The sequence below is a fragment of the Treponema parvum genome (genome assembly GCF_017893945.1).
Taxonomy (GTDB): domain Bacteria; phylum Spirochaetota; class Spirochaetia; order Treponematales; family Treponemataceae; genus Treponema_D; species Treponema_D parvum_A.
This window is the reverse complement of sequence record NZ_CP054257.1, coordinates 860,756-874,174: the sequence shown is the minus strand read 5'-3', so window position 1 is coordinate 874,174 and position 13,419 is coordinate 860,756. Positions and strand designations below refer to the sequence as shown.

Sequence of the window (13,419 nt, the reverse complement as noted above, 5' to 3'; positions counted from 1 at the left end):
TGCAAAAATATCAATTTTCGAAAACACCGCATCAGCGCTCTCTTTGCGCACATATAATTTGCGATGCGGCGATCTATTTTACAAAGGCATGGGTAAACCACGGAACATAGGTCACAAGAATTAGAACAAAAAGCTGTACGGCGAGGAACGGCATAATTCCCTTTATAACTTTGCCTATAGGTTTTTTAAATGTATAAGAGGCTATAAACAGATCCATGCCGACGGGGGGCGTTAAAAACCCTATTGAAAGATTCATCAAGAATATTACGCCTGACTGCAGCGGCGTAATGCCGAAAGATTCCGCAAGCGGAATTAAAAGCGGGGAAACAATGAGTATCGCCGAATATATGTCCATAAGGCAGCCTACCGCAAGCAGCAAAAGATTCATCAATATGAGAAAAACATATTTGTTCGCCACGTATTTCGTTATGGCCGACGCAAGAAGGTTCGGAACGTCCGCGTCAAGCATAAAATATGAAAGTCCCGCGGCGGCTCCTAAAATAAACAGAACTCCGCCTGAAACGGGAATGCTGTCGCCGACTATGGAACACGTACTCGAAAAAGTAAAATCTTTTCTGATAAAAGACGCAAGACAAAAGGCATACAGAACGCTGAATGAGGCGATCTGAAACAAATCGAAAAAACCGGAAAAGTATCCTACGCATATGATCAGGGGCAAAAGCAGTTCCCAAATACATTCTTTTACGGCCTGAACTATCTTTGAAAAAGAGAACGCGGGACGGCTTTTGCGGCGGTCAAAAAAAATTCCAAGCACTATCATGGCAAGCGACATGAGTAAGCCGGGGAGCAGCGACGCCACAAACAAATGTATAACGTCAACCGAAAAATAATTGACCGTCGCATACATGATTATCGCCACGCTAGGCGGAAAAAGAAGCCCCAACGCTCCGCAAGAAGTGATCAGGGATTCCGCCCTCTCTTTCGTATAACCCGATTCGGTAAGTATGAGCGACAAAAGTGCGCCCAAGGCCAAAACAGTAACGCCGGACACGCCCGTAAAAGTGGTAAAAAACGCCATGACTATTACGGCTGCAACTACTGTTCCTCCGCGGAACCAGCCGAACGCAGCGTTAAAAAGGGCGACAAATCTTTTGCCGGCGCTTCCTTGAGAAAGAATGTATCCCGCTATGGTAAACAAGGGAATTGCCGCAACACTTTTGTCGGTAAGGATCCTGTAAGTTTCAAGCGGAATCACGTCCACATATCCGCCTGCCTGAGAAAATGCGACATACGTTATGCCGCTTATGACAATAAAAAGCGGAAGTCCTATAAACGCGAGCAAAATAAAAAACAAGATCGCCGGTATAAAGGCCGTTTCCGAAAACGAAATCCAAAGATCGTTTAACTTATATAAGGCCGGAGCGTTTTGGACGCCGAAAAGGTAATACAAAATTCCCGTAAAAGGCCCCAGTGCGACAAAAAATCCAAAAAAAATCCCTAAAACGGAGGCAAGGCGGCCTTCTTTTTCTTTAAGACAAAAGACTTCGATTCCAAAATAACAGAGAGGCAAAAAAGCAAAAAAGATTTTTAAAGGAATTCCCCACGCAGTGTTTGAAAGCTGTTCGGGATTTACCATCTGGCAAAAAGAATCAAAAAACAAAGCGGTTATCACAAACGAGACCGCGCAAGCTCTTACCTGAAAAAAAACGGCCCGTATCTTATCGGGCGCTTTTCCTAAAAGAGAAGCAAGACTAAGATGACGCCCAGATCGCCATGTGATAATCCCTGAAAAGCAAAAAAACAAAAAAACAAGGTTTACGAGAACGGCGTCGGCGTCAGGAACGGCAATATGAAACCCGTCCTGAAAAACTTTAAAAATCAAAGGCAGTATAGCAAGAAGGCCGACCAGTATTTGCGCAGTTTTATCTTCAATCTTGTGCAGCAATTATTCACCCCTGCTCTTTTTTATAAACGCCGAAATTTTATCGTACAAGGCCTTATTTACTACAGGCTCTTTAGCTTCATACATTTTTTTTGAATCGGCGACGAACGAATCCTGAAAAGCCCTGCGCTCGGACGAATCGAGTGAAACAAGGGTTGCCCCGGAATCGCGGCAGCGGTTCAAATATTCAATATTGTCCTTTTCCTGTGAAACTATGAATTTCTTTTCCGCGTTTTTTACCGCTTCAATCATGGCGGGTTTGTATTTTTCGGGAATTTCAGCCCATACGTCTTTGGAAATAAGAAAGGCCGCCATTACCGGACAGAGCGGAACGTCCAAAATATAAGGCACGCTCTTACAATACTGTGCGGCGTACGCGTACATGGGAAGAGTGTACAGGCCCTCGACGCCTCCGGGAGTTTTTAAGCTTTGAAGAAGTTTATCAGCAGGAACGTCCATCGTCGTGTAACCGGCAGCCTTAAACGCGTTGGTTAAAGCCGGCGCCGTAAGACTTCCCACACAGAGGCGCTGTTTTTTAAGGGCTTCGGGAGTTCTGGCCTCGTTCTTTGTAAAAAAATATGCCCAGCCGACAGAAAACCACCCTAAAACTACGTACCCTCTGTCTAAAATAGGCTTTTGCATTTCAGAAGAAAATTCTTCTAGCGCCATACTGACTTCTCTTTGATCACGGAACAGACCGGGAACGCTCATGGTAAGAATATTTGCTTCAGGCACAAGCTCGTTTACGCCCAAGCTTGTAAACACCGCCCCTCCGATCGGAGCGCGCTGACCGGGACGCACGGAATTTAGTTTTTGAACTACGCCGCCTTCTCCGCCCATTGCGGTAGCGCTCATAAACTGCAATGTTACAGCTCCGCCCGTAATCCTTGCCCACTCCTGCGCCATAGCGTTTTCTTCGATATCCCATGAAGACCTTGCCGGCGCTATGGTTGCGATCTTTATGCGGGCCGTTTGGGCGGACAGCAAGGCCGCAGCTGCGAAGAAAAGCGTTATGTTTATGATTTTTTTAATACTCATAAAATCCCTCCCGAATTTTTACCGGTAAATTTACCAGTGAAGAAAATAATCTTCCTGCGAAGCTAAAAGTCTTCGCGCCTTGTTCTGATAGATAATCGTCATAAGACGGTTAGAAGGATCTTTATCAGGATCAATGGCAAGCGCGGCTTTAAGAGCGTTTACAAATCCTTCTTCGTCGTTTTGAGGAATGCAATAACTTTCCGCATATCCCACATAATGTCCAGCGTTTTTACCGCCTGAAACCCGCAAAGCTTCTCTATAACAATAAAGACCTCTTTCAAGATTGCCGCCGAAATCGGCCGGAGCTGAAACGTAAAAAACAAATAAGAGGCTCCACACCGCCCCGTCAGAATAATCGGGCGAAAGTTCCGACGCTTTTTCAAGCAGGGCCACAAGCCCGCCTAAACACTTTAAAAGATCGGGATTTAAAGGATCCAAAGAAAAAGCCCCGAGCCTTCCGGCCGCAGCCCAATAAGCGGCGTTTACGTCGCTCTTTTTTAACTTGCTTATCGCAGGTTTGAAAATTTCTTCTTCGCCGGAAAGAACCGCCTCGGAAAATCCCTTATACCGCCTGTCCAATGCGGAAAAGACATAATCGCTTCCCCGCATATAATGCATTTCAGCCCGTCTGTATTCGGCGTCTTTTTTATCGAAATTTTCTACCGACAAAAGATCTGCGGGACCTTGCACAAAGGCGTTTGCGTACATAACGTTAAGCTGTCCGCACATAACCGAAAGCCCGCCGTGTTCGGGGTTTCCCGCCTGCATTATCTCATAAACTTTAAGCGCTGAAGGAAAAAAATCCGCAATAAGTACGGTGTCGGATTCTCCCGTTACGGCTGTCAGAGGATTTGCGCTCCCCGCTTTTTTTTGAATTTCACAGCCGTTTTTATCGGCGCCTGCAAGCATATCCGATACCGCATTCGTTCCGATCTTCTTGAGCGAAGAACACGACGTAAAGAAAAGAAAAAACAAAAAAATTTCAAAAATGCATATTTTTTTTATCATAACCCTATATTGATAAGTATAAAAGAGATAAAAAAAAAGAACAATATTTAGAGAGACTATCGAGGAAATATTCGGTTTGAAACCTGTGAAATTGTACTGCGCCGTTTCAGACGTTCAAATTAAACAACTCCCTATAAACAACCAGTAATCATTCTTCTTGCAATTTTTGTTTTTGAATTAGTTTCTCATATCTAATTTTTGCGTCAGAGAGCGTCTTTGCAAACATTATTTTTGCCGTTTCTTCCCCTTTCAACCGCGGCAGGTTGAAATACCGTGCTTCATTCATCAAAAACGCTTGGAATTTACTCCAATCAGGCGCTTTAGAATCTATTGTCAGAGGTTTTTCCTTTCTCGGATCAAATCGATACAGAGGCACATAGCCGCAAGCCACCGCATTCTTCTGGACATTAGAGGAATAGGTCAAACCGCCTTTGATACCATGTTCAATGCAGGGGGAATATGCGATAATAATGGAAGGCCCGGTATAACTCTCCGCCTCCTGCAGCGCTTTGATAGCCTGAGGTTGATTGGCGCCCAAAGAGATAGAAGCTATATATGCCGTGCCATACTCCATAAAAATTTGTCCTAAATCCTTCTTGGCAAGCGTTTTGCCGCCGGCGGCAAATAATCCGACGGATGAAGCTTGAGACGCCTTGGAGGATTGTCCTCCGGTATTGGAGTAAACCTCTGTGTCTAGAATCAGAATGTTTACATTCAAGTCATTAGCCACTACATGATCGAGCCCACCATATCCGATGTCATAGGCCCAACCATCCCCGCCAACAATCCAGACAGATTTCCCCACTAAATCCTGGCGCAGTTCCAAGAGCTCTTTTATATGTTTATTATTGGAGCTTTCCACAGCAACGAGTAGTTCCTCTTTTATACTTCTCTGGATATCTCGTTCGCCATTAGCCTCAACGTAACGGTAGAATAGTTCCCGAAGCTTTGGTTCCACTGAATTCATATTGTCTTCCATGATTCTTAGGATTTTGGCGCTCTTTATATTCTGAGCTATAGCCATACCGAAGCCATATTCAGCATTATCTTCAAAGAGAGAATTGGCCCAAGCTATACCTTCACCGTTTTCATCAATCACAAACGGAGAAGATGGAGTGGCAGAGCTGTATATCATAGAGCAGCCGGTTGCATTGGCCACCAGCATATCCCGACCAAAGAGCTGAGATATCAGCCGATAATAGGGTGCTTCGCCGCAGCCGGGACAGCATCCGGAAATCTCAAAATATGGTTTTTTAAGTGCCGTTCCAGACTCTGTTCCGGGCCGTCCATATTCCTCCCTGTAGGAGACCTCTTTAAATAAATAGTCAGCCAGAGATTCCTGAGATCGCATCTGTGCATTTTCAGCAGGCTGCAGTGCATTCGCAGGACAAACTGTCCAGCATACGCCGCAGCCTACACAGTTTTGAGTTGAGACCTGAATACGGAATTTAAGTCCCGCATCCTTTGCTTTCGGATAGACTGTGGTTGGGTCTTTATGATCAAAAGATATTCCATTCGCTGCCGCAATTTGCTGTCCTTTCTCCAATTCCGTTTCGTTCAGTAAGAAAGAGCGAATGGTAGCATGCGGACAAGCAAAAGCACATTTTCCACACTCAATACACTTTTCTGCGTCCCATTTTGGGACAAAGGCGGCAATATTCCGCTTTTCCCGAAAAGTGATATTTCCGGGTAGAGAGCCATCTAGGATGCCATGCTTAGTAAATTTTGAGACCGGCATGCGGTCGCCCTCTAAGGCGTTCATCTCCAGCACGTTATCGTCGAAATAAGCGTCACCGGTTTTCTTATATAACGGAACGGACGGATCAAAGGATTGCCATGTTTCCGCTATATAAACATGCACTAGGCCGAGCTTTCCCTGGTCGATAGCATCCAAATTATTCTGAACCACGTCCACACCCTTACGAGCGTAAGTTTGCCGCACGCTTTCTTTCATATACTCTGTGGCGACGGAATAGGGCATGATCTGCTCATTAAGCGCGAAAAAAGATGCCTGTAAAATGGTATTGGTATGTCTGCCTAAGCCATATTTCTGTGCGATACCGGTAGCATCAATGATGTAAAAAGTTGCTTGCTTGTGCGCAAGCTGTGCAAGCATCTTTTTAGGCAGATAATCCGCTAGTTCCTCCTTGCAGTGAACTGTGTTCAGCAGGAAGGTCCCTCCATCCTTCAAATGCTTTAGCATATCATATTTGAAGCAGTAGCTTTCTGTGGAACAGGAAATGAAGTCCGCCTCTTCCACATAATAGGGGGATCGAATGGGGGTTGACCCGAAGCGCAGATGAGAACGGGTTACATTTCCGGATTTCTGAGAATTATAGGCAAAGTATGCCTGAGCATATAACGATGTGTTGTCGCCGATAATCTTGACCGTACTCTTATTTGCACCCACAGTACCGTCGGCACCGAGACCGAAGAAAAGACAGGCAGTATAGCGATTGGGAATGTTGATAGGAACAGGAACAAGAGACAGCCCGGTAACATCGTCTTTAATCCCGATAGTAAATTCCGACTTTGGTGTATCTTTTTTTAACTCTTCAAAAACCGCCGCAATTTGAGACGGCCTGGTATCCTTTGAGCTTAGACCATAACGACCACCGATGATGGTCAGGTCTTTCCGATCTCGTAGGGCGTGATCCACATCCAAAAACAGTGGCTCGCGTGCGCCTGTCTCCTTGGTGCGATCCAATACGGCTATCTTTCGTACGGTGTCTGGAAGAACGGCCTTCAGATGAGAAATAGAGAACGGCCTGTAGAGGTAGACCTTTATAAGACCGACAGCCTCTCCTTTGGTATTCAGGGCGTCCACCGTTTCCGTAACGGTGTCCGTCACAGAGCCCATGGCCACAATGATACGATCTGCATCCGGTGCACCGTAGTATACGAATGGGGCATAGATCCTTCCGGTATGACGGCTGATCTCTTCAAAATACCGTTCCGCGGTTTCCGGCACTCTGGCAAAGTGGGTATTCTGAGCTTCTATCGCTTGGAAGTAAATATCGTCGTTTTGGGATCCGCCCCGAGCCACGGAGTTGCCGTGAGGGTTCAACGCGCGATTCCGAAACGCCTTAAGTTTATCCTCTGGCAGAAGGGAGCGCAGGTATTCATAATCCATGACCTCAACCTTCTGGATTTCATGGGATGTGCGGAAGCCGTCAAAGAAATGAATCACCGGAACAGAAGCGTCTATGGCCAGCAGATGAGCTAAACCAGCCAGATCCATACAGTCTTGGACCGAATGTGAACACAACATCACCGTCCCAATCTGACGACAGGCGTACACATCCTGATGATCTCCGAAAATGCTGAGGGCATGGAGTGCGAGAGAGCGCGCCGCTACATGAACTACAGCCGGCAACAGCTCACCCTTCCATTTATAAAGGTTTGGAATCATGAGCAGCAGCCCTTGGGAGGCGGTAAAAGTAGCGGCAAGTGCACCTCCTTGTAGAGCACCGTGCACCGTACCGGCTGCACCACCCTCCGACTGCATCTCCACAACCTTAACGGGAGCGCCGAACAGATTTTTTCTACCGCAGGCTGACCAAGAATCCACTGTCTCCGCCATGGGAGAGGACGGTGTGATCGGATAAATCCCTGCCACTTCGGTGAACGCATAAGCAGCATGAGCTGTAGCGGTATTTCCATCTATCGATTCGTATTTCTTTTCTGAATCCAACATGTAATGGTCTCCTTTTCTTATAATCAATCTGAATTGGCGGCAGAAAAACCCTGTATTTACTAAAAATTAAACATGTTCTATCTCAAATTCTTTTAACACTTTATTGTTCCAACAGTTTCTTGAGCCCTTCTGAGTCCGCAATCTCAATCATTGGCGGCAAATAACGAAGCAGCCCCAGTGCCTCCATCTTTTTTAACTCCCGATGTAGAGAAGGACGAGATACATTCATCATTAGTGCCCATCGTGTCATGGAATCCGGAATGAGGATCTTGCCTCTGCCTGATTCCGTATAAGCCGTGAGAAGATAAAAAGCGATCTTATGCTGAATCGCATTGTAGGTCAGGAGTTCCAGCCGCTGTTGGAGAAGGAAGTTGGCAGAGGCCAGCTCAATTAGAAAATTTTTCATCACGCGTACGTCGCTTTGAAGGAGTCGCAGGAAACCCGTGCACTCAAAAACCAGAATTTCTGTCGGCTCCAATGCCCTTACCTCAAAAGGATAACGTTGTAACCTGGAAAAGGCAGCAACAGGGCCAATAATATCTCCCGTCACACGGACGGAAAAGTAAAATTGATCTCCATTAGAGTATATTTTTTGCGCCTGTGCACGTCCTTTGAGGATGATTCCAATCCTGTCCGCCTTTGCCATCAGGTGATAAATAATTTCACCTTCCTCAAAGCGCCTGATATCGTATGATATATCATCTATGCCATCTTTGATTTCTTTGGCTGAAAGCCCTTGAAAGAGTTTACTTTTTTCGAGAGCTGTATAATAGCCTTCGGCGGACATTTTTATTTATTCTTCTTCAAAGTCTGATTTTGCAGCACCGCAAACAGGACACACCCAATCGTCAGGGAGATCTTCAAAAGGGGTTCCCGGTGCAATACCACTGTCCGGATCACCTACAGAAGGGTCATATACATAACCGCAGGGGCCGCAAATATACTTTTTCATTACCAATACCTCCTATTTTTCATGTTTTTTTATTTTCAACTTATGCAAGTAACGCCATTGCCAACGCCGGAATAGCAGTGAAGTCCGCCTCCGCCGGATTCCACTGGGAGCGCACATTCTCTTCAACGACGGTGAAACCTGCTTCCCGTAATTTTTCCTGCAGGAGCTTTACGCTCTCACCGCTCCAGCCATAGCATCCAAAGGCTGCAGCCTTCTTATTTTTAAACTTGAGCTGCTTTAAAAATTCCAGCCAGCCTGCTACGGAAGACAAGTAGCTGTTGGAAACCGTAGGACTGCCCACAGCAATGGCACGGGATTTAAAAATCTCGGTCATGATCTCATTTTTGTCCGCTTTGGCGAGGTTGAAAACCTTGACAACCGTTTCCGGACTCTGTTTATGCAGTTCCGCAGCGATAGCATGAGCAAGCTTAGCGGTGCCTTTCCACATCGTGTCGTAGACCACGGTCACCTGATTCTCCTGATAAGCCGCAGCCCATTCCGCGTATTTATTCACAATCTGCATAGGGTTCTCTCTCCAGATGGCACCATGAGAGGGGGCGATCATCTCGATGGGCAGGTTGAGCTTTCCAATTTCATCCAATTTCTTGATGAGTATAGGAGTAAAAGGATTGAGAATGTTTGCAAAGTACTTCATGGCTTCTTTATTCAGCAGACACGGGTCCGCCTTGTCATTGAACAACTCCTCCACCGCATAGTGCTGCCCAAAGGCGTCGTTGGAGAAGAGGATGTTGTCACCTGTAAGATACGTTGCCATGGAGTCCGGCCAGTGGAGCATCCGCATTTCCACAAAGACAAGCTGTTTTCCGTTTCCAATGTCCACACTGTCGCCGGTCTTAACCACGTGGAAATTCCAGTTCTGCTTGCCGTACTGTCCTTCGATGCTCTTAACGGCGTTGGCAGTGCAATAGATAGGCGTGCCCGGAATCTTCTCCATCAACGCCACAAGAGATCCGGAATGATCGCACTCGCCGTGGTTGGCCACGATGAAATCGATCTTATGGAGGTCAATCTCTTTTTCCAGATTCTCCACGAACTCGAATCGGTGTGGCAGCCAGACTGTGTCGATAAGAACGGTCTTCTCCTCCTCGATGAGATAGGCGTTCTGGCTGGAACCGTTCTTGATGGAGTAATCCTCGCCGTGGAACCACTCCAGCTCCCAGTCGATATAGCCGACCCAGTTGACGTTACCTTTTACATATTTTTTCATTGCGAGTCTCCTTAGTAAAGGTTAACAGGCGGGCAATCATGAAGCGGTCGAAGACCTGGCCGTCTTTCAAAATGGGGTTTATTCTTACCTCATTTATTTTTTCAGCCTGTTTTTTGTATTATAAAGCTATCCTGTGGGTTAATCTGTATCTTAAGATACAGAAGAGAGTATTTTTTAACATATAGTAGTCAGCATCATAAAGTATGGCTCAGTATATAATGCAGTAACCCTAGAAGAGAAAACGTAATTTCTTAATCAGGCATCCGTTCAGAAGAAGAAAACTAATGCATCCGCAAAGACAACGCTGCGCATCAATATTTACACTGCCCTAAATATTTTTATATACTCAAAACGATGAAAAAACTTATTATCATTACCGGCGCAAGTTCCGGGATAGGAAGAGAATTTGCAAAGCAGCTGTATTCCAAACTGCCCGCCGACGAAATGTGGCTTTTGGCGCGCCGCAAGGAAAAACTTGACGCGTTAGCAAAAGAACTGCACTCTCAGGCAAAGAACACAAGCGGCGAAAAAAAAGGCATGTCCGTCCGCAGCGTCGAAATCGACATAGGCGGTAAAAAAGGAGCGGCGCATTTTAAAGAGCTTTTAGCACAGGAAGCGTCTAAAAACGATATTTCGATCGCCATGCTTGTAAACAACGCGGGCTTCGGAACTTACGGGCCTTTTGAGAACACGGACACGGAGCGCGAAATGGACATGATAGACCTTAACTGCACGGCTCTTACAGGCATATGCGGCTACGCGCTTCCTTTTATGGCAAAAGGATCGCAGATAATAAACGTATCGAGCCTTGCAGCCTTTATGCCGCTCGGAAATTTTGCCGTATACGCGGCGACAAAATCCTATGTCTTAAGCTTTACACAAGCGCTCGCCGCAGAAGTTTCGGATAAAGGCATAAAGGTTTGCGCTCTGTGCCCCGGATCCGTAAGCACAGAATTTGCAAACGTGGCTTCCAACGGCGCAAGAAAAGAAGTTCTGCACGGACTTTCGGCTCCCAAAGTAGTCGCCCACTGCTTAAAAAAATCTGCAAAGGGAAAACATTCTGCAATAATGTCCGCAAAATGGGCTGTTACGGCTTTTTTGAGCCGGTTCTTCGGCAGATATTTTATAGCGCGCCTCACATACAAGTTTGCAAAACGTCCCGCAAATCCTATGAAAAACCGGTAAAATTACGGCAAATATTCGCTTTTGATATTTTTAAGGGCGGCAAAAAGCCGCTCTTTTTTTGCGCAGCTTCCGTCGGTCAGCGTTTCAAGCTTAGCCCTCGCTTCCTTTCTGAGGGAATTCGTTTGATGATCGCAGGTGCAAACCTCGCTCATATATCCGCGGTCTTCGGCATGTTTTTTTATAAGCGACTCGGGAACATAGCAGAGAGGCCGAATTACCGTTACCGAATATTTTTCATACTTTAACCTGGGAGGCATAGTCGAAAGTTCGCCCTGTTCCAGAACATTCATAAGCAAGGTTTCAAGAATATCGTCAAGATGATGACCGAGCGCAATTTTGTTAAAGCCGTTCGAAAGCGCATATTGCAAAAGCTCCGTGCGACGTTGAGTAGAGCACCACCAGCAATTCATCTTTTGCCCCTGTTTAATCCTTCCTAAAACATTTACATAGATATCTTCGGTTTTTACCCGCCACGAGTTGAATAACAAAGTCAATCCTGAGTTCAAAGGCTTTGTGATCTCCGATGAAATATGCAGAGCCGTAAAATCAAAGTCTTCAGAACGCCTCCGGCGGCGGTTGGCAAAGTATTCGATAAGCGCCGTAGAATCCTTTCCGCCCGAAGCTCCTACAAGGATGCGGTCGCCCTTTTCTATCAACGAGTATTCAAAAACGGCTTTATCGATAAGACGGAACAAAAGCGGCTGGGGCATAACGCGACTATACACTTTTTTGCGCCGTTTTGCTATAATTCCAATATGGATCTGGAAATGCTCAAACTGCGCGCAGTCACCATACAGCGCGTCCGTGATTTTTTTATAAAAAAAGGATTCCTTGAGCTGGACACTCCGGCCTTAAGCACAACTCTTATTCCCGAAAGCTGCATTGAAATTTTTAAAACCGAATACATAGAACCTTGGAGCGGCATAAGCCGGCAGCTTTACCTTGTTCCCTCGCCTGAAATTTATATGAAGCGCGTAATAGCCCAGCACAAGGCGGACGTTTTTCAAATTTCAAAATGCTACAGAAACATAGAATCCATGGGACGAATACACAATCCCGAATTTACAATGCTCGAATATTATACTATGGACGCCGACTATAAAATTTCAGCAAAGCTGACGGAAGAACTCATAAAATACATACTTCCCCCCATAAAATCCGGAAAAGACAACTGGAGTTTTATCCGCCCGCCGTTTGATTACCTAACGATGGACGAAGCATTCGAAAAATTTGCAGGATTTAAACTGTCCGACGCGCAGGAACAGGCGGACTTGGTATATCACGCAAGAAACATGGGAATTGCGGAGCCTGCGGACAATCCTTTTGAAAACCGCTCGTGGAAAGACCTTTTCGAATTGATTTTCGTGCAATGCGTAGAACAAAAACTTTCGGAAGGCAAGGCGACGGTTATCATGAACTATCCCGTACAAGTTCCCTGTCTTGCAAAAGATATTCCTGCCGAACAGGGAGGAAAAGTATTATGGAAGGAAAGATGGGAGCTGTATGCAAACGGAATGGAAATTGCCAACTGCTATACCGAAGAAACGTCGCCCGAAAAAGTGCGGCTCTTTTTTGAAAACGAAAGCAAAATAAAAGCGCGGCACGCAAAAGTAAAACACATGGTCGACGCCGGATATTGGAAGATATTTAAAAATTTCCCCGAATGCTCCGGAGTTGCCATGGGCATGGACAGGCTTATAGCGTTGATATCGGGACACAAGGCTATCTCGCCCGTATTGCCATTCATGCTGTAATTTATTAGAATATAAGAATAACTTCAATCTCGAGTATTTTTGTTTTTGTGAGGAAATTATGATCAGAGGCGGTGAAATAAACAAAGGAACGGTTCTTTTAATTAAAAACGCTCCGTATCTTGTAGTGGAAAGAGAATTCGTAAACCCGGGAAAAGGAACCGCATTTGCGCGCTGTAAACTTAAAAATTTAAAAGACGGTTCGGTTTTAAGTCAGCAGGTATTTAAAACTCCGGACATGGTCGAAGACGCAACCGTAGAGACAATCAACGCCCAGTTTATGTATTCCGAACCGGAAAACCATATCTTTCAAAACACCCAAACATTCGATCAAATTTCAGTTCCCGTAGAACTTAATCCGGACTTGAAGTATTATCTCCGCGACGACGTGGATTACCAGATAGTTATCTGGGAAGAAAACCCGATCGACGTAAAAATTCCGCAAAAAATGGTCTTTACCGTAGCCGAAAGCGAAAATTACGTAAAGGGCGACACCGTAAGCGGCGCGACAAAGCCCGTAACTACGGAAACCGGCCTTACCGTGCGCGTTCCGCTTTTTATCAAGCAAAACGAAAAGATAATGATAAACACGGAAACAAACGAATATTTGGAGCGCATAAACAAATAAATAATATTTAGTTGCATTTATTAACTCTT

Annotated in this window: 11 protein-coding genes; 3 read left to right on the top strand and 8 right to left on the bottom strand. The window is 45.6% G+C overall.

Annotated features, from left to right (window positions below; genetic code table 11):
• Window positions 1-73: 73 nt before the first annotated feature.
• The 7 genes from HRI96_RS03955 to HRI96_RS03925 all read right to left on the bottom strand — a co-directional run bounded on the left by HRI96_RS03955 (window position 74) and on the right by HRI96_RS03925 (window position 9,826).
• Entirely contained in the window at window positions 74-1,906 is a 1,833-nt protein-coding gene (locus HRI96_RS03955; protein ID WP_210118223.1) for a TRAP transporter large permease subunit, read from the bottom strand.
• Entirely contained in the window at window positions 1,907-2,941 is a 1,035-nt protein-coding gene (dctP, locus tag HRI96_RS03950) for a TRAP transporter substrate-binding protein DctP (RefSeq protein ID WP_210118222.1), read from the bottom strand.
• 30 nt (window positions 2,942-2,971) lie between these two features.
• Window positions 2,972-3,949: a TRAP transporter TatT component family protein gene (locus HRI96_RS03945; protein ID WP_210118221.1), complete on the bottom strand. Its 978-nt coding sequence runs from the start codon at window positions 3,947-3,949 to the stop codon at window positions 2,972-2,974.
• Window positions 3,950-4,097: 148 nt separating this feature from the next.
• A complete protein-coding gene (gene nifJ, locus HRI96_RS03940) occupies window positions 4,098-7,646 on the bottom strand; it encodes a pyruvate:ferredoxin (flavodoxin) oxidoreductase (RefSeq protein WP_210118220.1) in 3,549 nt (1,182 codons plus the stop codon).
• A gap of 100 nt (window positions 7,647-7,746) precedes the next feature.
• A complete protein-coding gene (locus HRI96_RS03935) occupies window positions 7,747-8,433 on the bottom strand; it encodes a Crp/Fnr family transcriptional regulator (protein WP_210118219.1) in 687 nt (228 codons plus the stop codon).
• 6 nt (window positions 8,434-8,439) lie between these two features.
• The gene (rd, locus tag HRI96_RS03930) at window positions 8,440-8,598 is read right to left on the bottom strand and encodes a rubredoxin (RefSeq protein WP_210118218.1); all 159 of its coding nucleotides are present in this window, start codon (window positions 8,596-8,598) and stop codon (window positions 8,440-8,442) included.
• Between the two features lie 40 nt (window positions 8,599-8,638).
• Window positions 8,639-9,826, bottom strand: a complete 1,188-nt coding sequence (locus tag HRI96_RS03925; RefSeq protein WP_210118217.1) for an oxygen-binding di-iron domain-containing protein — start codon at window positions 9,824-9,826, stop codon at window positions 8,639-8,641.
• Window positions 9,827-10,180: 354 nt separating this feature from the next.
• Between HRI96_RS03925 and HRI96_RS03920 the strand changes: the two genes are divergently transcribed.
• Entirely contained in the window at window positions 10,181-11,011 is an 831-nt protein-coding gene (locus tag HRI96_RS03920; RefSeq protein WP_210118216.1) for an SDR family NAD(P)-dependent oxidoreductase, read from the top strand.
• Window positions 11,012-11,013: 2 nt separating this feature from the next.
• Here HRI96_RS03920 and HRI96_RS03915 read toward each other — a convergent pair whose 3' ends face one another.
• Window positions 11,014-11,721, bottom strand: a complete 708-nt coding sequence (locus HRI96_RS03915; RefSeq protein WP_210118215.1) for a tRNA 2-thiocytidine biosynthesis TtcA family protein — start codon at window positions 11,719-11,721, stop codon at window positions 11,014-11,016.
• A gap of 45 nt (window positions 11,722-11,766) precedes the next feature.
• Between HRI96_RS03915 and HRI96_RS03910 the strand changes: the two genes are divergently transcribed.
• Both HRI96_RS03910 and efp read left to right on the top strand, forming a co-directional pair.
• On the top strand, window positions 11,767-12,765 hold the full coding sequence (locus HRI96_RS03910) for an amino acid--tRNA ligase-related protein (RefSeq protein ID WP_210118214.1): 999 nt from the start codon (window positions 11,767-11,769) through the stop codon (window positions 12,763-12,765).
• A 58-nt stretch (window positions 12,766-12,823) separates the two neighbouring features.
• Complete coding sequence (efp, locus tag HRI96_RS03905; RefSeq protein WP_210118213.1) at window positions 12,824-13,390, top strand: elongation factor P; 567 nt, start codon at window positions 12,824-12,826, stop codon at window positions 13,388-13,390.
• The last annotated feature ends 29 nt before the right edge of the window (window positions 13,391-13,419 follow it).